This is a genomic window from Nocardia sp. NPDC004278 (assembly GCF_053602975.1).
In genome coordinates this window covers 421,273-443,635 of record NZ_JBSGEQ010000003.1, presented here as the reverse complement: position 1 = coordinate 443,635, position 22,363 = coordinate 421,273, and the positions used below count along the sequence as shown (strand labels likewise).

Here is a 22,363-nt window from a genome sequence, read left to right as displayed (position 1 = left end):
ACGAGCGACTTTACCTTTCCGAGGTGTAGACCTAACTCCGCAGCAGCCGATCGACCTGACTCAGTGTCCTTGTCCAGGCCGGATGATTCCGATTTGTTCCGCGTGGCGTCACCGTATTCGACAGATCGCCGGTACGACCCGCGGCCAAATGTTCTGTTCGAACAGCCTGGTAGACCTCATCCCGGAGATCACGGATTGCCTCTGGATCAGCCACGTTATTAGTTAGCCGTTCGGTGGCCCTCTGCGCGTCCTTCGCATGCTCGTTGAATATCCACTGCTTCATACGATCCGCCGTTGTCTCATCGACACCGGCATCGAACAGCCTGTCCCTTTCGGCGGTCCCGCTGCCGCGGGCATATCCGGAGGAACCGTTGTTTATCACATCATTGAGCGCCTCCATCTTCGCTCGCGCCGCATCAGGATCATAGTTGGCATGACGGGCACGGCCATTATTCATGTACTCCTCGACGTAATTCATATGCGATAAATATGGATCGACGTTATCGGCCAGAGTAACCCCGCCCGCCCTGACTCGACGGAATTCCCGGGCCGCCTGCTGCAGGGTTCCCACATTTGCCGCGACCTCCTCGGCGCTGCCGTGGCCATTGATCAGTAGGCGTGCCGAATTCTGGGTGTGCCGCAATGCGGCAGCCAAGAACGCGAGGTCGCGATCCTGGAGCGGTTCGTTCGAAGCAGCCTGGGCAATCGTCGCACGTGAACGTGCCGCAAGTCTCGCTCGTTCCTCGTTCCGCGCACCGGCGCCGATCATGGCCCCGAACGAATCTGCCGCGGTGCCACCCACATCGATAACACCTTGTACCGCTGCCGCATTGCCCAGGAACGAGTCCAAACCGCCGTATTCTCCAGCTTCCGCGCCAGCATTAGCCGAAAAGAGTTCGCGGTTCATGTAAGACTGCGAATACCAGCCATACCGCCCGCCGAACCGCTCGTCCCCCACCCACACGCCTCCCTGCGCCTCCGTTATTGCCCTCTTCAGCCTGGATTGCGGGTGGATCGATCCGGGCAGGCCGCCCATCATCCATTCGGTCAATGGCGAGTTGGCAATCGTGCTCGCGCCACTCATCAGCGCCATCATCCCCAAGCCCGACATCTTGTGACTCGCGCCGAATTGCCCCATCCCGAGCGCGGTCCCGCCGCCGCCCCCACCCGCTCCGGCTCTGGCACCGCCATTCTGAATGGCCAGAGCGAATCGGTTCGCAATCCAGTCGTTGCCCTTCTCCAGACTCGCATTGAGGCGCTTCAACTGGAAGATGGCGACGATTTCCACGATCGCGCCGATGACGAATACCGACATGACCTGACCGCGCGCCTGCCGAAACAGATCGCCGAGAAACAACTCGTAGACGCCAAGAAATATGACGAATATAGCCATGCGCCCAGCCGAGACGAATCCGTGCACAACACAGCGAATGGTGAACGTCTGCGTCGGCCCGTACACGAAGCCGCCCGCGGCGAATCCGAAGATCGTCATGAATCCGTAGTAGATCGAATCGAGCGCGGCCCAGATGACCTTGATGGCCAGGATGGCGCCGAAAAGCAATAGCACCGTCCCGGACAAAAGCAGCAAAATTCCGGCGCCGATTTGACCGACGCTCGGGTTATCGGCCGCCGCATAGGCGGCGCTATCCCCGCAAGACTTCATCCCGTTCTTGACCCGGTCGTCGTCGCCGGCCATGACGCCGGCCGACCAGGCCGCCTTGCAAGACGCTCGGTCGTCCACGATGTGCCCGAAATTCCACACCTGCAACGGACGTCGCGCGAAGTTGTCCGCCATGTCGGACTGCATCGTCTGTATCAACTGGTTCGGATTCGGATTGCTATTGCCGTTCAAACCGGCTGCCACCGAAATCCCCAGATTCCGCCCCTGCGACAGCAGTCCGTCCGGTGACAGCACCTCGGCCAGTGGCTCGGCCAGGAACAGCGGCCCGAGTATCGCCACTGCCACCATCATCACGACCTGCATCGAGGCCTTGGAGAAATAGCCGCGCACAATGAATACGCCAACGGGAACCGCGCCGATCGCGACGAAAGTCACCAGCATGATCGGTGTCGCGATCTGGCCCGTCAGTGCTTCGGCCACGCCTTGGAGCGGCTTGCTGACAATGGTCAGCCAGCCGAAATCCAGGGTATCGGTGGGTAGCCAGATCGCGGTGACCGTGATAACCAGCCAGATGGCGAACAGCACGATGATCAGGAACGACATCACGATGTTCCCGGGGCTGAAGATTCCGCCGCGATTGGTGGCGAACAGATAGCTCGAAAGTTCTACTCCCGATGAATCTTTGATCCGCATCCAGCTCAGCGCGCTATTGGGCGCGGATACGGTCCCCGTGCCGGTCTGCGCGGTGGCCAGCACCGCCATGATGCCTGGACAGATGAACAGCACGACGAGAGCGATGAGGGTCCACGTGGTCCAGCGTCGACGGCGCGTCGCGCCGATCCACCTACGACATCGCCGAAATACCGCCGACGGCCGCCAGTGGACCGGATCGAAGAGTTCGGCATCCTGCCCCAGCCCGAAGTCATTTCGGCCCGATCGAATGCCGCGATCTGTCGCGAATCTCAACGCACTGCCTGTCTTTCCGAAATGGCCGTGCGGGTGCCTCCGGGAGCACTCGGCGTGCTGGTGATCGCGGCGGCGCGATCGATCCGGGCCGGGCCGAGCACCTTGCCGCGGCCGATCCGGTTCAGTGCGTCACGCATGAACATCTCACCGCGGCGTTCCTCGGGCACCTGACGGCCAGTGCCGACCGGCGGCGAGGTCTCCTCTCGGAGGATCTGCAGCAGAAACGGCGCTTCCTCCAGATCCACGCCGAGCCATTCCAGACTGTTGCGGGCCAGCGTCTCATCGCGTTGCCGGAAGACGAACCGGTTCGGGATGAGATTGTGCGCGGCCCCCTGGAAGTCGGTCGCCGGATCATGCGAGGCCAGCCCGATCGCCGCCAGATGCTTACGGCCGTCGCGGCTGAAATCCGAGGTGACCGCCGAGCCGACCTGGGTCTGCGTGAAGTGATGCGCCTCGTCGCCGACCAGCAGTCCGAACCTGCCGTTATCGGTGAGGAACGCCTCGCGGGCGGCCACGCCGACGAGTTCGTACAGCGCGGTCCCGAGCCGTTTGGTCAGCGGCAATCGGTTGTACAGGTGCGGCGTGGTGAGCTCCTCCGCAGTCGGGAGTGCCAGCTGGTGACTGCGGACGACCGTCGCGGCGGCATTGAGTCGCAACGGTTTCAGCGCCGGATCGAACAGCACCGGTACCCGCTCGACAACGGTGCCGAGGCGCGCCGCCAGATCCGCATATTCCTCCGAGTTTCCGGGCTGGTCGCGCAGCCGCCGCACGACATGGAACAGATCGAGCAGACTCCGGATACCGTGTTCGGCCATCCCCCTGATGGTCAGCAGATTACTGGCGGCGGCACCCGCGCCGGAGGTCGGTGACAGATCCAGCAGCGGCAGGATCGAATCGAGCGCGCGCTCACCCGCGACCCTCGGTTCGAACATGCGCAGCGGATCCAGCGATACCGTCGGATTCGCCAGATCGATGACAACCGCATTATCGATCGCGGCGGCGAAGTGCTCCCACTCACCGACCTGACTTCGGTCGATGGCCAGGAACTGCCCGCCCATATCGTGGACGAGCACCGCCATCAGCTTCAGGAAATACGATTTGCCCGAACCGAGTTCGCCGGTGACCGCGAACGATGCGGACAAGTCGTGCAGCGCGGCCTCCATGATGCCGAAATGGATCGGCTCGTATTGGCCGGACAGCAGGTTGACCCCGATCACCGGGCCGCTGTCGTCGCCGATCTGGCTGGTGATGAACGGTACGAACCCGGCCCACATATCCGAAGGCACGATATGGGCGAAGTCGTCGTAAGCCCGGCGTTGCGGACTTCCGGGAATCAGCATCGACCACAGATCGACCTGGGTACCCAGCGGTGCGGTCATCTCGACCTGGAACCGCTTATAGCGGCGCTTGAGCGTATTGACCGCGTCCATCGTGACATCGCGCGAGGGGCCACCGATGGCGATGACGGTCGTGAAGGAGACCTCCGACTCACCGCCGTTGACCTCGAAATGCTGGTTGTATTCGCCCAACATCTGTGCCTTCGAGGTAAGCGTATTCTGCGCGAAGGACACCTCTTGGTCGCGCTGATCCATTTGCTCACCGAGTCGGCGCAGGCTCAGCTCGTTGTTCTTGAGTACTTGGTCCGCGGGTTTGGTCGACACCCGCATCCCCCAGTCGACCGTGACGTCGCCGAGGCCCTCCAGCACATTCAGGAATTCGCTGCCACCGGGAAATCGCATGCCCGCGTACGGGAATGAATGCGGGGTGAGCATCGCCTGATACGACGGGCGATACTCGTAATCCGGTTGCACGACCTTGATCACCGGGACGAACGAGGGCCGTACCCGCCGGTTGCTATCGGCCTGAGCGCCCTCGTCGAGTGCCGCCGAGGAGAACACGGCCGCTGTCGCGTCATCCAGTGCGCCGACCCGCGTCGGGGCCACCGGATCGCCCGCCGCACCACGCGACAGGTAGTGCTCCCACAGCCATTGGAACAGTGCGGCGGGCACCGGAACCGGATCGAAATCCCCGCCGATCCGGGACAGGATCTCATTCGCCTTTTCGTCGTAGGCATCCAGATCCGCGCGGGAGATGGCGGTCGCATCGATCGTGGTGGTGCTGCCACGCCACATACGCGACAGCGCCGAAATACCGGAGTTCGCCGTGCCGACCGGAATTGTCAGCAAGTAGATCCGAGTCTGCGGTGAGATCGCGCGGACTCGCTCATACGAGGCGACCACCTCGTCGGCGTAATCCTCACATTCGTCGAGATCGACGCCCTCCACCATCTTGGTCAGCACATCGATCGTATTGAGCCGCGCCTGGATACCGAGCAGCAATGACCCGCTCGGCAAGCTGTTGATCAGCGCATGGTGGGCCATCTTCACATCGTGCTTGTCACCCGCCTTGCGCAACCCGTAGCCGAGCGGGTTGATGAAGTAGGTCGCGGTGACCAGACCCGAATGGGTGAATTGCAGATTCCCGCGAATCGCGGCGGTGGGCTGTAGATCTCGTCCGAACGCCATCAGCGGCTCCCTTCCGATGCTGGGCCACCGTTGCCGTTGATCCAGTTGCGCAAGTCCTTGCCGCTGCCGCCGACGCCGATCACATCGAGCATCCGGATATCGGGTTTGGCGCTCGCCGCCACCTCAACCGGTCGATCCGGCAGGACCAGGACGATGGACTCTTCGATGAACATGGTGTGGCGCGCCGAATCGGCGTTGACCGGCATACCGGATGCGGACACCGGCTTGCGAAATATGAGGAGCCGACCCACCCACAGCGCCCGAGAAGTCATCCGGACGCCGGTATACGGCACCAGTCCGACGGCGAAGACGACCGCGATTGTCAGCACCAGTCCCACCACGAAGGTGACCGCCGGATTGACCGGAAATACCATCGCGCACACCGAGGTGATCACCATCAACACCACCGCGCCAGCGACCTGCGGCAGGGTGTACGGCCCGAAGGGCAGCTTCTGCCCGTTCTGGGCCTTGCCGATCATGGTGGGAACCCGCTTGATCGGCGTGAAGACCTTGATCACCTGGGTCATCGATAGCCACCGATGGGGTGATCGGGGACGATGATGTTGGAGTCCGTGCGCGCGTAGTTGACCAGGGTCGGAAGTATCCAGAACAGGACCGCGGCCAGCAGCGCCGATCCGGCGACGGCGAGGATCTTCGCGGGCGAGAGCTTGGATTTGGCCGCCTCGGATATCAGCACGCCCATGCTCAGGATGGTGATCAGGATCAGGCCCGCCCAGCGGACGAACATCAGGATGTTGTACAGGATGGCGCTCAAATTACCCACGGCCGTGCCTCTTTCGTATCAGTTCTGGGTAGCCCGCGGAATCTGCACCGTCGTCGACGGCAGCGACGTCGTCGAGCTCGGCGCACTTGCGTGCGAGTTCTGCTGGTCGGCGATCACGGCAGGCGGGTTGGTCATCGCAGGAACGGCATCGACCGACTGCACTTGCCACTGGCCACCGTCGCGGACCATGGTCAGCGGATAGGCGAGCGTCGCGACCGCCCCGCTGTCGGCCTTGGGATTGACGGTGACGAGCACCTGCGCGTGCGAACGCGCTGTGCCACAACTGTTGTCGTCCGAGGTGACCGCGACGGTCTCCACGGCGGTGAACGGGGCCGGGCGCAGTGCGACGATACCGGCGTCCAGGGTGATGTAACGGCCTACATCGCCATTACCCGTCAGATAGGTGGCGAGAAAGCCCGAAGCCACTTGCGCGAGCGGTGTATCCGCCGTGCAGGGTGCGGAGTACGCCTGCGCCAGATCGGCGCCCCGGCTGGGCGGTTCGACCAGAGCGGGCAGCGCGAGAGCCCGCAGTCGACCGTTGAGCACCGATACCCCGACCCGATAGAACTGGCGGGTGTCCGCGCTCGCACTGTTGCTGGCGGTGGCGCCGCTGGTGCTGGTGCTGGTGCCGCTGGTACTCGTGCCGCTGGTGCTCGTGCCGCTGGTGCCGCCGAGGGCCGACTTACCCAACCGGACCGATACGGTCACCGACCAGACCTCGAGTGTGTCGAAGCTCCCTATCCGCGACACGTACACCACGGCGGGATCGGATACCTGCCGGGCCGTCGAGGGCAAGGTGATCTGCTGGGCACTGGCTCCGACATATTCGCCGAGCCGATCCTGTTGTCCGGCAACAGAACTCAAGTAGGTCATGATGAACTGCTGAGCGAAGGACCCGGCCAATTGCGCGCGGCCGATGGTCGCGGGCGTCGCACTGTCGGATGGGGGCGGCGGATCCGCGGCGAAAAAATCGAGGATCGCGTGTCCGCCGCCGAGAACGGCCAGCACCGCGAGCACCGCGACGATCACATTGTCGCGGCGGCGGCGTGCGACCATTCGGCGAAGTAATTCATCGCCCGAATCCGTCGATCTGCCAACCATTGTCCGCACTCCCGAAATGGTAGAGAGCACCATCATTTCCAGCCCCCGTCATCGTTCCCAACATTGGGGACAGCGGGTCAGTACACAGGACTACGTTTCAAGCGATGCGCAAGCCGATACTGCAACTGATCGTCGTACCCGATCGGCGCCTGCCCCTGTGGGGTTTCCAGCGTGTGGCGCCCGGATTCCAGCATCGGCATGTCATCAGCCAGGCGCACCAGCTGGGCGATCGCGAGTTGCCGGCTCGGATAGCCCGGATACGGGTACAGCAGCAACGATGTCGGGGTGTAACCGCCACCGTAGTTGAGGGCCCGCACCGTGACACCCGCAGTATCGCCGGATTGCAGCCGATCACTCAGCGCTACCAAACGGACGCGGTCATCCGGATGGAAGACGTCCACCGGCCGGAACAGATAGTCCCATCGGATCCAGGGGGCCGGATCCGTGAGCCAATGCGAGATGCTGGCACGCTCGGTCTGAATGATCGCCAGATGAGTTCCGGCACGCCGGTGTGCTTCGCGCAATCCGACCCGTTCCAGCGTCGGCCACTCCGACTGCTCGTTGTCCGAGGTGACATCCTCGATCAACAACCACGCGCCCTGTGTGCGAGCGTCGTCGCGGGCCCGGATGCTGATCCGCCACCGCCCCGGTCGCTCGGGACCATCGGTCACCGTGACATCGAACTGAAGCTTGTCACCGGGTTTCGGACTGTAGAGCAGATCCAGGACCTCGGCATGTCGGTTGAAGGCCGAGATCCGATGGAACAACTCGGCGATCGACATCACCGGCACATGCTGCTCGGCCGAGTTCCCCGTCAGTCGAGTCGCACCGATCGGTTGCTGAATGGTCTGGGTATTGAGATCCCAGATCGCACCAACCGCGGGCGGTAATTCGGGGCAGGTCGCCGCGGCCGACCCCACCCACAAGCGGACCGCATGCACATCGCCACCCGGTCCGAACACCGGTCGTATCCGCAGCGCGTGCGGACCCGAACCGGTCGCGATGGTCAGATCCACATCCTCGGCCTCGTCGCGCGCCGCCCGGATCGCATCGACCAGGCTTCGGGTCTTGAGGCTGTCGTAGAGCGCCGGCGTCCGCGACAGCAGCCGCTGCAGTACTCGCTGCCAGTCGGCGAATCCACGCGGCGCGTCTCCCACCGATGCCACCGACATCGCTTCGGGTGTCAACGTCTCGATCGTTATCCATGGATTTACTGCGCCACTTGTCATCGCACTTGCCCGTACCAGCCGTTCGTCGGAAGCCGCCACCTGTGTGACACAGTCAATGTACCGCTATATAACGGCTCATTCAACAGGTTGAGCGATGTCGACATCAGATGCAGTCTGCATGACATTGCCACCGCACGTGCACCGAGCGGTCTTTTCTTAACATCCGCTTAAGAACGCGTGTATGGACATCAGAATTCCCACAGCTCAGCGCAGTTCGCGCATGGCGCGGCAAACCGCAGCACAATGCCTGAGACCAGCGACGAAAGCACTGGTCTCAGGCCGTAATTCCGCCCGCAATCGCTGCGGGCTAGCCCTCTCCCGCCGTCAGCGCCAGCACACCGGCCCCCGCCAGCACGCCCAATTCACCGAGTTCCGATGGCACGACCCGCAATCCGGTCAGATGGCCGAGTCGGGCGTGCGTCGCGACAGCAGCGCCGAGCGCCTTCCAGAGCGAGGTGCCCGGCGCCGCCATCGTGCCGCCGAGGGCGACCAGGTCCAGGTCGAGCAGGGCGGCCACCGAGGCGATCGCACTGCCGAGCGCCGTTCCGGCCCGGGTCAGTGCGGCATCCGCCAGTTCGTCACCCGCACGTGCCTGACCGACCAGGTCCTCGACCGAAGCGCCCTGCCAGCCTTGTGCGCGTGCCCAATTCACTGCCGAGATTCCGCCTGCCACCGCCTCCAGGCACCCCCGACCTCCGCATTCGCAGCGCTCATCAAAGCCAGGCACCAGCACATGGCCGAGGTTTCCCGCGTTTCCGGTCCGACCGACCACCACGAAACCACCGACCGAGACCCCCGCAGTGATCCGGCTCGAGACCTTGACCGCGAGGGCATCGAATACCTCATTCGTCGCACCGAAGTTACGTTCGGCCAAGCTCAGGCACACGCCGTCGAGCGTCAACAGGACGAGGGCGTCCGGAAAAAGCTTCTCCACCGCCGATACGAGTGCGAAACCCGCCGCCCACTCGGCGATCCCGGGCGGCGCCACCACACCGGCGGCCATATCGAGCGGGCCGACCGAGCCGATTCCCACCCGGGTGACGTCCTCGCCGCCGGCGACCTCGACCAGCAGGTCACGGCAGGTGTCCCAGGCCGCACGAGCCGGAATCGGGACGCGCCGGATCTCGTCCGCGCCGACATTGTCTTCCACCCGACTCGCAGCGAAACCGTCAGGCCCGATCTCCAGAGCCAACATTGTCATGAGTTACACACCGCCAGAATGAGGTCCGTCGTGAACAGTGCACGAAAGCATAGGTCAGTGCGCGCCGGTTCCGGTCGGCTCCAACCGACGGCCCAGCACAATGTGGCGCCGCGGTGCCGCCGGAACCGGATCGGCGGGTGCGGGACGCGAGCCGGTGCGGATGATCCGCAGCGGCCGCTTGTGATCGACGGGGGTGATGCGATGGCGGTCCAGATCGGCGACGACCTTGCCTGCGCTGTCATAGGGCACTCCGGCCCAGATCATCGCGCGGGGGCCGGTACCGCGCTCGATGAGTGTCTGCGCCAACTGTTCACATTTCGCGAACACCGGGCAGCTCTCACAGATTCGCATCGCCGCACGCCACGAGTCCGGGGTACCCACGTCCAGATCCCAGTCGTCGGGACCGTCCGCGCAGGGTGGCCGATGGGCCGACGCGTTCGGAAGCGCCGAAACCTTTACCGTCGCAACGGTTTCCATGACAAGGGAAGATTGCGTGATGCTCATAGCCGTCTCCGGGGATGCCGAGGGCGCGCCAACTCCGTTGTGCGGGCCCATTGGTCGGGCGGTCATCGGGGCTGCTCAACAGTCCCCGGAAGGCCAGCGATGATTGCTGGTCCACGAACGTTAACCCACGATTGGCTCCTCGGCAATCGTTTCTGCCGCTACTTAACGGCACGTTGACCAATATGTGATCCTGGCGTATCGTTAGGCAACGGTACATTTGTTCGCGGGCCATCCGCTAAGGGGCGAATTGTGGTTTCCTATGGATATGGCTGTTGAGTCCGAGTACACGATCGACGAACTAGCGCGGGCGGCCGATACCACCGTGCGGAGCGTGCGCGTGTACCACGAACGAGGACTTCTCCCTTCCCCCGATGTTCGGGGGCGCATCGGCTATTACGGGTCGGATCACCTCAACAGATTGCAGACGATCAGCCGTCTGCTCAGTCGGGGCATGAAGTTGAACGGGATTCGGGAACTACTCGAGGCCTGGGATCGTGGTGACGGATTGGCGGAGGTGCTCGGCGTCAACGACCAGCCCATCTCCGAGCCGACGACGGTCGCCGCGCCCGGCTCCCCCCGTGCGCAGCGCGCGCAGGCACCCCCGGAACTTCCGGAATACGTGCAGCAGGCACTCGCCGCCAGCGGCGATCCGCACGAGGCCTATCGGGTGACCAATCCGCGCTGCGGCGACCTGACCACCCGACTCGTCGATGCGGGTATTCCCGCGCGCGACGCCTTCGAACTGATCGAGCGGCTCAGAGCCGATTGCAATCAGATTGCCGATCAGTATGCGACCCAGCTGTTCTACTTCCTGGCGGGCCAGGCCTATGAGCAGTCCGGGCGCACTCCGAAGGATCGCGCCAAACTCGAATCGGAGTTGGCCATCGCCCGGCTGATCGCCACGCGCGCCACGTCGGAGCTGATCGATCAGGCGTTCGCCAGACATTCCGAACTGCCGCCGACCTGATATCGAATTCCCTCGGTTCGAACGCTGCGGATAATCGGCGATGCGAACGCAGATCGGGTCTTCGATGGATAATGGTATTCGGCACATTGCTGAATTGATGTAGGGTCGGCGGCGGCCGCGGGATTTCATACGAGATCTATACGAATCACCCTGAGCTCAATGGGTTTTCGGTATTCGATCGACCATTACGTTTGTATGCGTGTTGGGGCGATCGGATAGTCTCGTTGGCACGCGACCCGGGTCGGGCAACGACCGCCCAGTTGCGCTGTCGGACTTGGAATTCTGGGATACGGCGCGTTGGCGACCGCGTGCGATGGTCCGTCGATGCGCGCACTGGTGCGGCGCAACCCGGCTGCGTCGAATAACGGGCCGCCTGCTGCTCGGCGTATTCGTGTTGTTCGTTGTTCCGATGACACTCGGTGCGGTGGCGACGGCGCAGACCGGAACCGATACCGCCGGGTCTTCGACGATCGATGCTGTCGGCTGGATGAATGTCCGGGATTCACACGGCGTGCCGCTGGCCAATTATGTCTTCGCCACGAATCACGGGAACGTCTTTCATCCCGGGAATGCGGCATTGTCGACCGCGCTCGACCTGGAGTTCGCGGGGTTCATGGGCACCGAGGTCACCAGTATCTGGGTAATCGACTACGCGGTCAGCTTTCGCTGGCTCGACCTGGTTGCGGAGCCGCTGAGCCGGGTCGCCGACACGCTCGCCGGACAAGTCGGCACGCCCGTCATCCTGGTGCTCGCGGTGACCGTCGGCGGAATACCCGTGGGCTGGTTCATCGTTCGCGGATACTTCGCCAAGGCGACGCTTCAGGTCGTGACGATGATCGGTGTCGCTTTGTTCAGCGTGCCCTATCTGGCGCATCCGATGGCCGATGTCCTGTCCTCGGATGGGCTGCTCGCGCAGGGACGCGATGTCGGTGTGGCGGTAGCCGCGGGTCTCAACGGCCAATCGAACCCGAGCCCACACATGATCGTCGATTCGATCGAGGGCACGCTCGCCGATAACTTCGTGCGCTATCCACTGCAGGTGTGGAACTTCGGCCATGTCGTGGACGACTCACCGGCGTGCCGGGCAGCGTGGTCGGACGGTGTATTGGCCGGCAGCGACGACAAGGTCACCAGCGGACTGAAACGTTGCGGTGATGTCGCGGCGTACACCAAGAGCCAAAATCCCAACGCGGGCCAGGTCTGCACCGGCCTACTGTTGCTGGTTTTCGCCGCCGTGCTGCTGATGTTCGGCGTATATCTGTCCGGGAAGATCGTGGTGGCCGCGGCGGAAGCCGTCTATCACGCGTTCATGGCCATCTTCGGCTTCGCCGCGGGCGGATACGTCTATGGACCGAGCCAGACATTCTTGCTGCGCAATCTCGTTGATGCCTTTGTATCGGCCGGAAAGATGGTCGCCTTTACCCTCTATCTCGGCATCTACGCCCTCGTTCTCGGCGATGTGTTCGAACAGGCACAGGGCCACGGCATCGCGGTGATCTTCATCGGTGGGTCGTTCATGCTCGTCGGAATCGTCTTGCTGCGTCGGATGAGCCGAAGTCTGGCCGCCGCACCCGGCCGGATAGCAGGTCAGATCAGTGGTGTGCTCGCGACCGGACGTGCCGCCCAAGCCGGTGGCGGCGGATCCATGGCCGCAGCGGGCGGCATGTCCGGAACCCAGCGGCTCATCACCGGACTGGCGGCACTCAACACGATGAACGCATCGCCGGTGACCGAATACCTCATGGGCCGCAGACGGTCTCCGTTGAGTTCCCGCTCCGGGATGCGGCAGCGAGCGGAGCTGGCAAATATGAGGATGGCGGTCGAGGCGGACCGGTTCGGCTGGATCCGCAACTACTACCGCACGCGCGAGCAGATCATCGACTCCGCCAGGTCCGCCGCGGCGACTTACGGCCACACACCGATGGGCGCCGCGGTCGCGATCGATCGACTGATCGACCGCGGTGCCAGTCTCGGCGATGCCGAAGCAGCTTTGTTCAGCGCCGGATTCACCGATAAGGAAATGCGGACCAACGCCATCAAGGCCTACAACTACCGCACGAGCTGGGGGCCGAATATGTGGGACGGCGACAAGCATGTCGGACAGGCCATCGCCTCGCTCGGCGTACTCAAACTGGGCGCGACACCGGCCAATGTCGCGCTGTTCAAGCGGACCGCGCATCGGCTGGCGGAACGTCGCTTCGCCGATCCCGACCTGCAGTTCCGCAGCTTCACCGCGCTGGAGCAGCAGTTCCTGCGCGATTACTTCGACAACCCCACAGAGTCGGTCATCCATGCGATTCGGGATGTCGTATCGGGCACCGGGACCACATTGCCCAACCTGACCAGCACCGTATCCCGGGAACGTGCCGCGTTGATGAACAGGTTCATCAATGTGCACCTCAGTCGGGAATACCTGGCGGCCGCCGAAGCCGAGAACTTCGCCGGTGCCTCCGAAATCCTACAGAAGATGGCGCTACCCGAATACTGGACAGGCAGCAGCACCCTCACACCGTCCAAGGCCATTCCAACGTTCTAGCGGAAGAGCTACCTTCTGATCCATAGTCAGGGGCGGGAGGCGTGAACTCGCAGACGGCCGGAGGCCGTGGTGTCGTCCATGGGAATCAGGCTTCATCCGGTCCGAACTCGACCTTATTGCTCGTTGCCTCGCAGCTGTTCTAGAAGCGACTGGTACCACTTGATGTCATGCCCGGCCCCAGGCAATGGTGTGGCGGTCATGCCGCCGAGAGTTTGGTAGCGTTCGTGTTCGCGCTCCAGGCCGAACACCTCGACCGGATCGGCGGTTTTCCCGAGATGTTCGAGGCGGGCTGCACGTTCGCCGAACGCGTCGCTGCCCGCCCGAACGGAGTCGGTCCAGTCCTCGGTCGTGGAGAAGATATCTTTGTTGAAATCCATGGGGGCGCTCGGTGGCAGCCCGTCGCGCTCCAGTGACCAGTTCATCAACAGTCGGGACGACCGACCGTTGTAGTCGACGAAGGGGTGGATGGAGACGAACCGCTGCTGGAGTTGGGCGGCGAGCCGATAGGGATCGGTCCCGGGCTGGTTGCGGGCGTTGTTGTACCAGTCGGACATGGACTGGAGTTCGGCCCGTACCTGGTCTGGTGAGGAGATGCGGTATTCGTATGCGTCTCGAGCGGCTCCGAGGGGAACAGTTCCCCGAGGCAAGTATTCCAGATAGGGATTCGCCTTGATGAAGGCTGCCTCCTCGTCGGTGAACGTGGAGCCCATCCGAACGCCCCACCGCTTGCTGTGGGCGAAAATCCCAGAGATATCGGGATTGGCGAAGCGCGCCAACCGATGGTGGAGTTCGGCTATGAACGGCACGTCCAACTCGCGGTTACCGTGCTGTCGGGCGAACGTGCGAGCTTCCAGATACCCTGCCCACTCCTTTTCGCCGAACAGCAGTTCTGGGTGGGGATGATGTGTGATCAGGGCCGCCTGGTGGAGCGGCTCGTCGATCAGCAGCCTCGATTCCAGCGCGCGCTGGGCTGGGGTGCGTAACCCCAGTTCCGCCGACCTTTGCTTGATCAGCGCCGCCACCTCACCGACGTCGCTATCCGATCCCCCAGCAGCATTGTGTTCCGCCCACGAAACGTGCTCGGCTTGCCTCAGCCCCTCCCCTGCTCGGGCGATCTCGCGCGCGCCGTACTGGTCGGCATTCAACTTTTCATCGACATCTCGCCTAACAAAGCGAGCCGCGTCTCTGGTCGCCTTCTCGACGCCTTTGGGCGCCGCTTCCTCAGCCAGGAGACCCTTCAAACGGTGGGCCATCTGCATGAAGGCCCTGCGGAGAGGGTTCAGTTGTCGCCTACCCGAGTCTGAGGATGGGATGCGCCCCGGTCAGGTACCACATGTGCAGCGCGGCGGCACATTCTGCATTAATTCGATGACCGAAGCAGCTCACGGGGGAATAACAGGGTTCTCGCCGGATCCTACGAGTAGCCGGCGGATTCGCAGTGCTCGTCGGTGGCGAATCAGATAGTTCCCGTTGTCGAGTTGGGCGGGCTTCCTCCACCGCAACCTCACGTCGAGCGCGACGTAATGCGATAGCTGTGGGGACAGGCCGATGCGGTCTGCCAATTCGATTGCGCAGTAGTCGCTTCGTCATCCGCAGGACGTGCGGTGGGTTTGCGAATATCCGGGTTGTGCGGCGGCGGGCCCTGTCGAGTAGCGCGTCGGGTTCAACCACATCGGAGATCAGGCCCCAATCGAGCGCGGTGCACGCATCGATCGGTTCACCGATGAAAGCCAACTCGCACGCTCGGGCCCTGCCGACTGCCCTCGGCAGTAGCCACGATCCAGGGTCGCCGGGCACGAGTCCGACTCGGACGAATCTCTCGGCGAATACCGCGGTGACGGCGTTGAGCCGTTCGGGACGGTTGCGAGCGACCGTACCGGATCTGCTGACCAACACGCTGGACATAGGCCCCACTTCTTCCTGATCGCTGCTTGACGCCGTTGCGGGACAGGCAGATCGGCCGACCCGCACGGCCTGCGGATCCGCGGCGCCGGGCTGCTCAGCCCGGCAGTTCGACTCCCCAATATGCCATACGATTTGCAAGATACATTATGATTGCAAAATATATTTCATTCATTCGCGAAGGTCGTGTCCCTACCACTACCGGCTGTTGGGTACCGCCCACGGAAGAAGGCATCGTGCCAACCTCGGACGATCTGCAGCACGGCATCAACACTCGCCAGCTGACGATGATCGGTATCGGCAAAGCCATCGGCGCCCGGTTGTTCGTCGGCGACGGTAAAGAGATCGCGGCAGCGGGGCCGGACATCACCTTCGCCCACCCGCCCAGCGACCTCGTCACCATCTACATGCTCGCCGAGCTGTCGACGGCCACCCCTGAGGTAGGACCATTTTTCGAGCTACACCTGCCGAGAACTCGGTTGTGGAATGCCACGCTCATAGAACTCCTGCGCCGGATCGCCCGGCGAGTAGCCAAGGAGGATGAAAAGGAAGCGGCCCGAGCTCCCCAAAGGCCTCCCCGCGATACCGGCCGGAGATCGAAAGATCCAGCCCGAGCGGAGGATACGGCCGATATCGACGGTGTGCCCAAGGTCCGACAGGCGAGCGCCGACGCCGCGAGGGACCGTCCACGGCTGGAGATCACCACTCGTCCAGAACCGCATTCCAGCCAATCACTCGAGAGAAACGACAGCCCCGCTGCGCATGCCAACCGTGAGAACAGTCCGATTGGCTACGATCGACCATCGCATTTGGCGACATCATTGCCCTCGGATTTCCCGATCAGCGCTGCCGAGAACCATCTGGCCCTCAGCACAATAGCGAAACTGAAACACACCTTCGGCCCGGACGCGGATCCATCGTCGTTGGTAAGGCGTATCAAACCTGACCTCGTCATTGCAGCCACTCATGCGCGAGCGATGCGGAACGCACAGTGGCGGCACACACTGCTCCCCTCCGAGCAATCAGCCGCGGCGCGGACGCATCCCCACCTGATCGGCGACGCTGATGACATTCCCTCTGCAGCACGGGCCCGAGCAATGGAGCTCCTGACGTGGCGATAGAGATACCGCACGAAGTCGCGCTCTTCCTCAATTTCTGCGGTGTTCAGTATCCGGATGTCAATGAAGACGATGTACGTACGCTCGGGCGGCAGGTACAGAACTTCGCCGCGAAAGTCCAGAACACGCATGAATCCGCAACCGGCGTTATCAAGGAAATGGGCTCCGTCTATTCGGGATATTCATACGAACAACTGCTCGCGACCTGGGGGCGGATGAGTGCGACGCATATGGCGGACCTCGACGCCGCGTGCACGGTCGTGGCGAAGGCATTGGATCTCGCGGCGGACGTGATCACCGTGGTCAAAGTCGCTGTGCTGGCCGAGCTTGCCGCACTGGCAGCGAGCTACGCCGCGATCATCGCCACACCCGCCGGGCCTGCCGCCGGGCCCAGCCTCGCGGCGGCGGCACGGCGGATATGCGATCAAATGGCACAAAATCTGTTGGGCTACCTCGTCGCCGAGGTGATCGGCAAGGCCATCGAACCGCTGGAACACACCATCGACAGAATGATCAATGGCGTCGCCTATGACGCGGCGAGCCATCTCCTGGGGGTGTCACCGCCCAGTAGTTCGTCTGTGTCACCGCTACATATCGAGCCCGACGAGGTTTTGCGCTACGCCAAAGTCCTCGACGACCATGCCGATGAGATCATGCGGCACGCCGCCGACTTTGCCGACGAGGTGGCGAAGCTGGATTTCACCACCGACGGGCCAGACGGCATCGACGGTCCGAGCACTCCGGCGGTGCCGACGAACCTGTCGCGAGTCGGCACCGATCCCGGCATGTCGTCTGCTCCTAAGGGTCCGCTGGAGTTGCCGCGCGGTATCGCCGGACCATGGTCGATGGAGCGTCCGGCGCTCGACGCCGGACATTCGCCGGCACATCTTGCAACTGCCGACCGCGCCAGCCCCAGTGCCGCCGACCTGCCCGAGCGTCGATATTCTGACAGCACGCAGCGGGAATCGTATGCGCCCGTGGACGGTCCGCAGGTCTCGCACGGCGGTTATCCGAACTCGACGGGCCCGATGACCGCCGATACGAGGGCCACCACCACAGCCGGATCCACGTCGGACTCGTATCCGGGCCGGGCCGAGCACGGGCTTGCTCGCCTCGATGGCACACCGCGGCACGGAACTACCGAAACCTCGGCCGAACACGCGTCTGCCCGCCCCGACGGTCGGGCCGACCGGATCACCGCCGCCGAGCCCGTCAGGACCGAAGGGCGTTCTCGCCTCCGCGACGATACCGATCGTCGCGAACACGAGTTCGCGACCGGACTGATCGCATCCGATAGCCAAGCCGGACCATATGCGCAGCAGCCTTCCGGACAGCACAACCCTTCGACGCCGACTACCCCGTGGGCGCGTTCCGAACCGGCACCTGCGCCACGCGCCACTCCCTCGAAACCGCTGCCGTCCAGCACTTCTCGGCCACCAACTGCTCGCTCGGTCGAACGGAGTCCGCTGGTAACACCATGGTCGAAAACCAAACGAACCCCCAACGTCTCGGCCGAGGATCTCGAGCCGAATGACGCAGGACCCACCCGCCGCCACAACCGATCGTTCGAATCGGATCGGGACACCACGAACGACATCCGCGCTACCGATGCGAAGCCGGACTCTCGACCACCACGTGCGAGCAGCCCTGCTCTTTACGCGCCCGATAATGCCGACCAGCGCCGCCGAGCTGAATAGCCTTATGCCAGTTGATTCGATGGTCAGGATCAGGAGAGCACGAGGCGGATACGACCATCCGACACGGCCAGCGGAGCAGGCGCACCGATCCGCAGATGTCGTTGGGCCATCCGCACGCCGACTTTATCGAGCTGCCGAATCCGCTCGCCGAAAAGCGTATGGGGCGAGCCGAGTTCGAGCAGGGCGTGAACCTTCGAATACGGGGCCAGCGGGTCAGGTGGCGGCGAACACTCGGGAATTATCCGCCGCAGCACCAACCGGCCGGAGGTCGATCAGTCTCCCACCGGGGAAGCAGTGGCGAACGCTTGAACGCACAGCCTCCGAAGCGTGTTGGTTGGGGGTCGACCCTGGGTCCGGCACAACCACATCATCCGACAGCTCGCCGACGTCCAGAACACCGACCGCGGATGGTTGGTCGTTGACCCAGAGCTACTGATCGCATACCACCGGCATAGACCAGCAATACGGCGAATCACCGTGACGCGATGACAATAGATTTGCATATGATCGTTGACATGCAACATAGTTTGCATGTATCTGTGAGTAGGTGAATTGTTGCCGAACACGCCGCGGAGTCGCCTTCGGTGGTGAAACGGTCGCAGCAGGGAAGAAATCGCGCCAGGCGGCTCGCCCGTTTGCAGGGGTTATCGCGCCGCCACCCAAAAATCGGCCTCGTCTCCACCCGATCCAGCCCCGCCAATGTCTCGCGTGGCCGCGCCATCCGGCGCGAAGTCCGAGGGCAAGGCACTCGACGAGGGTGAACGGCTACGGGTGCAGTGGGATCGGGTCGGCGAGGAGGTGGGACTCATTGATGTTCGCCGAGGCAGTGTTGTCGGCTGCGACGGCCGGTCGCGATCCGGACCGGTTCGTCGAGGCGGCGACGGCGGCGACGGAATCCGATGAGCTGGTGGCTGACTCGGGGCAACGACCGGTGTGGGGTGACCAGGCCACTGCCGCGCCCGAAGTCCCGCACAGACCGCGGACCGATGCCGCGCGCCCGTGTGAGGACAACACCGGTGACAAGCGCGACGAGGTGGTCGCATCGTGAGGCTCGGTTACCACGAACTGCCGGCAATCCTCTGCGACCGATTCGAGGTGGAATCGGCCCACGCCCGCACGAGTGGTCCGCTTTCGGCTACTTCGACTTTCGGCCCGCACATGTCGCACTCTGGCGCCGCAGGAACGTCGGCCCGTCTGTCGTCGGCAAGACATGGAGCGTGAAGTGGCCGAGCGGGGAGGTGCCGACTCCCTCGAGCTGAACGATCAGATCGTGCATGGGCTGCGTGAGTTGGCCCCGTCTGGGTGGCGGCGGTTGGAGGCTTGGTTCTCGATGACTGTCGTCTCCGAGTCGGCTCTGCTGGTGGCTGACGACGGCACGCGGTCGGTCCGGTGCAGGGTGTCGGATGCGGTGTGGGATGCGGTGCGCCGGCACAGGTGGGTGTCGGCTCAGTCGGATGGTGGACCGTGGTGGCGGTTGCTGGTGCGGATGGGCGGGGGTGGTGTCGAGGTCGTGTGTGATCGGGGTGAAGAGCCGTTTCCAGGCGAGCAGTTGTTCGCGCCGGAGGCTTACCTTGCCGATTTGGAGGTCTTTCCGCGGAACCGGCTTCCGGTGTGGTTGGCGGCGTACGTGGGGCGTGGCGAATCGCGATCAAGGCCACCGCGGCAGGCAGCCGACGAGATGCGGGCGGACCGGAGCGCGGACGTGCGGGCGGTGCCGGTGGATGGCGAGTTGCCGGATCTCGCGGTGTTGTTGGCCCGGTGGGCGGTGTTGTCGGCGGCATTCGCGGCGGTCGGGTCGGAGTGGGGGCCGCGGATGTGTCCGTCGGTGGGGGTTTTCGAAGGCGTGGGACACAGCGGTTCGACGTTGACCCTGTTACCCGGTGGCCGGGCGGTGTTGTCAGGTGGTGTCTGGAACGCGCCGGTCCTGGATGCCGTCTACAACTCGGGTGCTGCGGTTCCGAAATTCTTTGCGGGCGCGCCGGATTGGGTGGCGGATCCGGTTCTCAATCCCCGTGCGGCAGCTGGTTTGCTGTCGTTTTGTTACTGGTGGGAGGCAGGGCGGTGGTATCGAGGCGAGTCCGCTCCGATGTCGGAGTGTGCATCGGCGGTGCCCGCAGTGTGGACGGTCGACACCGTGGCGGGCGTTATCGGCAGCCTGCTGGATAACCGATCGGGTGAGGCGTCGGAGGCCGCCGAGCTGTTGGTGTCCGCTGCGGAGGCGGGTGTGGTGACCCGCGAGAAGACAGTGAACGTCTTCGGTGACGACGACCGGGTCGACGTCGATGGCGCCATGTTCCAGTTCGTAGTCGCAGGCCTGGTCGCAGACGATGCGGGCCGGATCCTCGAGGCCGATGCGATCGACCTCGTCCGTGATTACATCCGTGACAGGGGCCATGACGCTACCGAATACCCGATGTCGACGCTGCAGGCCGATCGCATCAGCGTGGGCTGGGTGGTGTATTCGCCGGTGCCCGCTGGGGAGATCGCTTTGGACCGTGCGGTTTTCTATGTCGCCGATGACAGTGTCGTGGAGCGCTCGACCTCATCGGTGCCGCGATCGATGTTCGTAGCCGGTTTCGAGCAACGGTTCCGGCTTCGCCGAGGTAGCCGAGCCTGACCGATGGGGGTGGCAACGTGCACGATGAAGTCCGCTTGGATTTGGACAGTCTGCGGCGGCAGGGTGCGCAGCTAGCCGACCTCGGCGACCGGGTGGGCCAGACATATGCCGGACTGCGTGATTGCCTGGCGCAGGCCGACGGGTGTTGGGGCGACGACGATCTGGGCAAGGCGTTCGCCAAGGATTTCACGCCGCATGCCAATGAGTTGCTGACCAACCTGCGGGCGATAGAGGACAGCCTGCACGGCACGGCCGAGGGGATCGTCGACGCCGCGCACAACTTCGAGTTACAGGATCAACACACTGCCGGTCTGATAGGCCGAGCGGCCGAAGAGCAGACCGGTCCAGATCCGGGCAACGCGGCGAGCGCGCATTCGTCACCAGGCGTCACGTCTCTTTTGCCGCCCGAACCGGGCGCCCCGGCTCCTACGCCGCATGCCATGGCTGCCGACCCCCGTCGAACGGGCCTGAGCACCAGGCCGGGTCAAGCGGGTTCTACGCCGCATGGCAGGGCCGCCGATCCCACCGAACAATCCTCGCCTGGCGCGCCGCGGGGCGCGTCTGGAGGACCGTCCACACCGCAGGATCGTCCGCAGCGCTCCAACCCTTGGGCGCGGACAGCAGGCCGACGTGGCGGTGAGAGACCTGTGGTAGACCCTGGCCGCTGGCCCTCGTCCAGCCCGGTATCGCCTCCAGCGTCGCGGAATGCCCCCGGCGCGCCGGGGGCGGCGGCCAAACGGGGGGCCGCTCCTTCGGTCAGTGCGGGAAGAAGAGATACCCCTTGGACCGGGCGGCCGCTCATGGCACCCGGCCGGGCTACGGCTGCCGAGTCGAGTTCTTCGAGCCCCCGGTTCGGTTCCCCGCCGAGCATTAAGAAGCCCACCAAAGAACTGCCGGGCCGAGACGATCGACTTCGCTCCCCTGATCAACCAGTTAGCAATCCCACGCTCGGGTGGCTGGCGCGGATGCTGGCTGAGCGGCACGGCGTCGAGGTCGTCGGTTTCGACCTGCCCGACCTTGAGGAGGCGGTCGTGCGCCAGTTCGCGGCGGCTGTCGATCGTGTCCTCACCGAGTACCCGGTGATCGGACTCGACGTGGTCGCGGTGGCAGACCTCGACGACGCAGGCAGTGTGAAGTGGAGCAGCGAATCGCGTGACGACCCGGCGTCCGGCGTTGCGCGGTCGATCACTCTCGACCAGCGGAGGGCCCGTGAACCGAGCCGAGTCGCCGACACGTCGGACTCCGGGGCCGGTCCAGAAGATCTGGTGATCTACTCGGCGACGGTACGCGAACTCGGCCTGGCACTCGACTTTGCCGGTGGCGGTGTCGCGCGGAGAAAGGCGCAGCGCGTCCTGATCGCGGAGTATATGCGTCTGGAGGCGGGGCGGTACACCACGCTCGCAGAGGTGTTGCGTGGTTACCGGCGCTGGCGTGCCGGGTTGACCGGGACCACCCTGGGTGTGGGCGGCTTCGATGTGAGTCGGGCGGTGTGCGATGCGTTCGCCGATGTCGTACTGCACGGTGACAAGGCGAGCGCTCCGGCGAGAACGCTGTACGCGGTGCTGCTCGATGCGGCCTCGCCGCCGGCTTAGGCG

At 64.0% G+C, this 22,363-nt stretch carries 17 protein-coding genes and 1 pseudogene; 7 read left to right on the top strand and 11 right to left on the bottom strand.

Features of this window, described 5'->3' with window-relative positions:
• Positions 1-31: 31 nt before the first annotated feature.
• The 8 genes from ACWEO2_RS06880 to ACWEO2_RS06845 form a co-directional block, all read right to left on the bottom strand.
• Positions 32-2,383 carry a hypothetical protein gene (locus tag ACWEO2_RS06880; protein ID WP_452404461.1) on the bottom strand — a complete coding sequence of 784 codons (2,352 nt, stop codon included), beginning with the start codon at positions 2,381-2,383 and terminating at the stop codon, positions 32-34.
• A 200-nt stretch (positions 2,384-2,583) separates the two neighbouring features.
• The gene (locus ACWEO2_RS06875) at positions 2,584-5,112 is read right to left on the bottom strand and encodes an ATP-binding protein (RefSeq protein ID WP_452404460.1); all 2,529 of its coding nucleotides are present in this window, start codon (positions 5,110-5,112) and stop codon (positions 2,584-2,586) included.
• Positions 5,112-5,639, bottom strand: a complete 528-nt coding sequence (locus ACWEO2_RS06870) for a hypothetical protein (RefSeq protein WP_452404459.1) — start codon at positions 5,637-5,639, stop codon at positions 5,112-5,114. The genes ACWEO2_RS06875 and ACWEO2_RS06870 overlap by 1 nt, the downstream gene beginning before the upstream one ends.
• The gene (locus ACWEO2_RS06865) at positions 5,636-5,896 is read right to left on the bottom strand and encodes a hypothetical protein (protein ID WP_354954744.1); all 261 of its coding nucleotides are present in this window, start codon (positions 5,894-5,896) and stop codon (positions 5,636-5,638) included. Before ACWEO2_RS06865 ends, ACWEO2_RS06870 begins: the two co-directional genes overlap by 4 nt.
• Before the next feature lie 18 nt (positions 5,897-5,914).
• Positions 5,915-6,997, bottom strand: a complete 1,083-nt coding sequence (locus ACWEO2_RS06860; protein WP_452404530.1) for a conjugal transfer protein — start codon at positions 6,995-6,997, stop codon at positions 5,915-5,917.
• A gap of 77 nt (positions 6,998-7,074) precedes the next feature.
• Positions 7,075-8,226, bottom strand: coding sequence for a GAF domain-containing protein (locus tag ACWEO2_RS06855; protein ID WP_355177811.1), 1,152 nt, complete (start codon positions 8,224-8,226; stop codon positions 7,075-7,077).
• Positions 8,227-8,533: 307 nt separating this feature from the next.
• A complete protein-coding gene (locus ACWEO2_RS06850; RefSeq protein ID WP_452404458.1) occupies positions 8,534-9,427 on the bottom strand; it encodes an ROK family protein in 894 nt (297 codons plus the stop codon).
• Between the two features lie 54 nt (positions 9,428-9,481).
• The gene (locus ACWEO2_RS06845; protein ID WP_452404457.1) at positions 9,482-9,931 is read right to left on the bottom strand and encodes a hypothetical protein; all 450 of its coding nucleotides are present in this window, start codon (positions 9,929-9,931) and stop codon (positions 9,482-9,484) included.
• Between the two features lie 265 nt (positions 9,932-10,196).
• Here ACWEO2_RS06845 and ACWEO2_RS06840 point away from each other — a divergent pair, with 265 nt between their 5' ends.
• The gene (locus tag ACWEO2_RS06840; RefSeq protein ID WP_452404456.1) at positions 10,197-10,898 is read left to right on the top strand and encodes a MerR family transcriptional regulator; all 702 of its coding nucleotides are present in this window, start codon (positions 10,197-10,199) and stop codon (positions 10,896-10,898) included.
• A 409-nt stretch (positions 10,899-11,307) separates the two neighbouring features.
• Positions 11,308-13,434 (top strand): hypothetical protein, encoded by a 2,127-nt coding sequence (locus tag ACWEO2_RS06835; protein ID WP_452404455.1) that lies wholly within the window; start codon positions 11,308-11,310, stop codon positions 13,432-13,434.
• Between the two features lie 113 nt (positions 13,435-13,547).
• Here ACWEO2_RS06835 and ACWEO2_RS06830 read toward each other — a convergent pair whose 3' ends face one another.
• Together ACWEO2_RS06830 and ACWEO2_RS06825 are read right to left on the bottom strand one after the other, a co-directional pair.
• Positions 13,548-14,693 carry a Fic family protein gene (locus ACWEO2_RS06830; RefSeq protein ID WP_452404454.1) on the bottom strand — a complete coding sequence of 382 codons (1,146 nt, stop codon included), beginning with the start codon at positions 14,691-14,693 and terminating at the stop codon, positions 13,548-13,550.
• 310 nt (positions 14,694-15,003) lie between these two features.
• A pseudogene (locus tag ACWEO2_RS06825) lies at positions 15,004-15,270 on the bottom strand (enoyl-CoA hydratase-related protein); the annotation flags it as partial.
• A gap of 215 nt (positions 15,271-15,485) precedes the next feature.
• On the opposite strand from ACWEO2_RS06825, the gene ACWEO2_RS06820 reads away from it, so the two are divergent.
• The 4 genes from ACWEO2_RS06820 to ACWEO2_RS06805 all read left to right on the top strand — a co-directional run bounded on the left by ACWEO2_RS06820 (position 15,486) and on the right by ACWEO2_RS06805 (position 20,768).
• Positions 15,486-16,457, top strand: a complete 972-nt coding sequence (locus ACWEO2_RS06820; protein ID WP_452404453.1) for a hypothetical protein — start codon at positions 15,486-15,488, stop codon at positions 16,455-16,457.
• Positions 16,448-18,151, top strand: coding sequence for a WXG100-like domain-containing protein (locus tag ACWEO2_RS06815; protein WP_452404452.1), 1,704 nt, complete (start codon positions 16,448-16,450; stop codon positions 18,149-18,151). Before ACWEO2_RS06820 ends, ACWEO2_RS06815 begins: the two co-directional genes overlap by 10 nt.
• Before the next feature lie 811 nt (positions 18,152-18,962).
• Positions 18,963-19,199: a hypothetical protein gene (locus ACWEO2_RS06810; RefSeq protein ID WP_452404451.1), complete on the top strand. Its 237-nt coding sequence runs from the start codon at positions 18,963-18,965 to the stop codon at positions 19,197-19,199.
• A gap of 174 nt (positions 19,200-19,373) precedes the next feature.
• Positions 19,374-20,768, top strand: coding sequence for a hypothetical protein (locus ACWEO2_RS06805; protein WP_452404450.1), 1,395 nt, complete (start codon positions 19,374-19,376; stop codon positions 20,766-20,768).
• A gap of 71 nt (positions 20,769-20,839) precedes the next feature.
• Here the strand turns inward: ACWEO2_RS06805 and ACWEO2_RS06800 are convergent, their stop codons facing one another.
• Positions 20,840-21,046 (bottom strand): hypothetical protein, encoded by a 207-nt coding sequence (locus tag ACWEO2_RS06800; protein ID WP_452404449.1) that lies wholly within the window; start codon positions 21,044-21,046, stop codon positions 20,840-20,842.
• A 687-nt stretch (positions 21,047-21,733) separates the two neighbouring features.
• Between ACWEO2_RS06800 and ACWEO2_RS06795 the strand changes: the two genes are divergently transcribed.
• Entirely contained in the window at positions 21,734-22,360 is a 627-nt protein-coding gene (locus ACWEO2_RS06795; protein WP_452404448.1) for a hypothetical protein, read from the top strand.
• Positions 22,361-22,363 lie beyond the last annotated feature (3 nt).

What these genes read in the sequence shown, in the direction of transcription:
- ACWEO2_RS06880 (WP_452404461.1), bottom strand. Translation starts at nt 2,383, where the DNA reads ATGGCGGTGCTGGCCACCGCGCAGACCGGCACGGGGACCGTATCCGCG.
- ACWEO2_RS06830 (WP_452404454.1), bottom strand. Translation starts at nt 14,693, where the DNA reads ATGCAGATGGCCCACCGTTTGAAGGGTCTCCTGGCTGAGGAAGCGGCG.
- ACWEO2_RS06850 (WP_452404458.1), bottom strand. Translation starts at nt 9,427, where the DNA reads ATGACAATGTTGGCTCTGGAGATCGGGCCTGACGGTTTCGCTGCGAGT.
- ACWEO2_RS06855 (WP_355177811.1), bottom strand. Translation starts at nt 8,226, where the DNA reads ATGACAAGTGGCGCAGTAAATCCATGGATAACGATCGAGACGTTGACA.
- ACWEO2_RS06810 (WP_452404451.1), top strand. Translation starts at nt 18,963, where the DNA reads ATGTTCGCCGAGGCAGTGTTGTCGGCTGCGACGGCCGGTCGCGATCCG.
- ACWEO2_RS06875 (WP_452404460.1), bottom strand. Translation starts at nt 5,112, where the DNA reads ATGGCGTTCGGACGAGATCTACAGCCCACCGCCGCGATTCGCGGGAAT.
- ACWEO2_RS06860 (WP_452404530.1), bottom strand. Translation starts at nt 6,997, where the DNA reads ATGGTTGGCAGATCGACGGATTCGGGCGATGAATTACTTCGCCGAATG.
- ACWEO2_RS06870 (WP_452404459.1), bottom strand. Translation starts at nt 5,639, where the DNA reads ATGACCCAGGTGATCAAGGTCTTCACGCCGATCAAGCGGGTTCCCACC.
- ACWEO2_RS06840 (WP_452404456.1), top strand. Translation starts at nt 10,197, where the DNA reads ATGGCTGTTGAGTCCGAGTACACGATCGACGAACTAGCGCGGGCGGCC.
- ACWEO2_RS06845 (WP_452404457.1), bottom strand. Translation starts at nt 9,931, where the DNA reads ATGAGCATCACGCAATCTTCCCTTGTCATGGAAACCGTTGCGACGGTA.
- ACWEO2_RS06835 (WP_452404455.1), top strand. Translation starts at nt 11,308, where the DNA reads ATGACACTCGGTGCGGTGGCGACGGCGCAGACCGGAACCGATACCGCC.
- ACWEO2_RS06795 (WP_452404448.1), top strand. Translation starts at nt 21,734, where the DNA reads ATGCTGGCTGAGCGGCACGGCGTCGAGGTCGTCGGTTTCGACCTGCCC.
- ACWEO2_RS06820 (WP_452404453.1), top strand. Translation starts at nt 15,486, where the DNA reads ATGATTGCAAAATATATTTCATTCATTCGCGAAGGTCGTGTCCCTACC.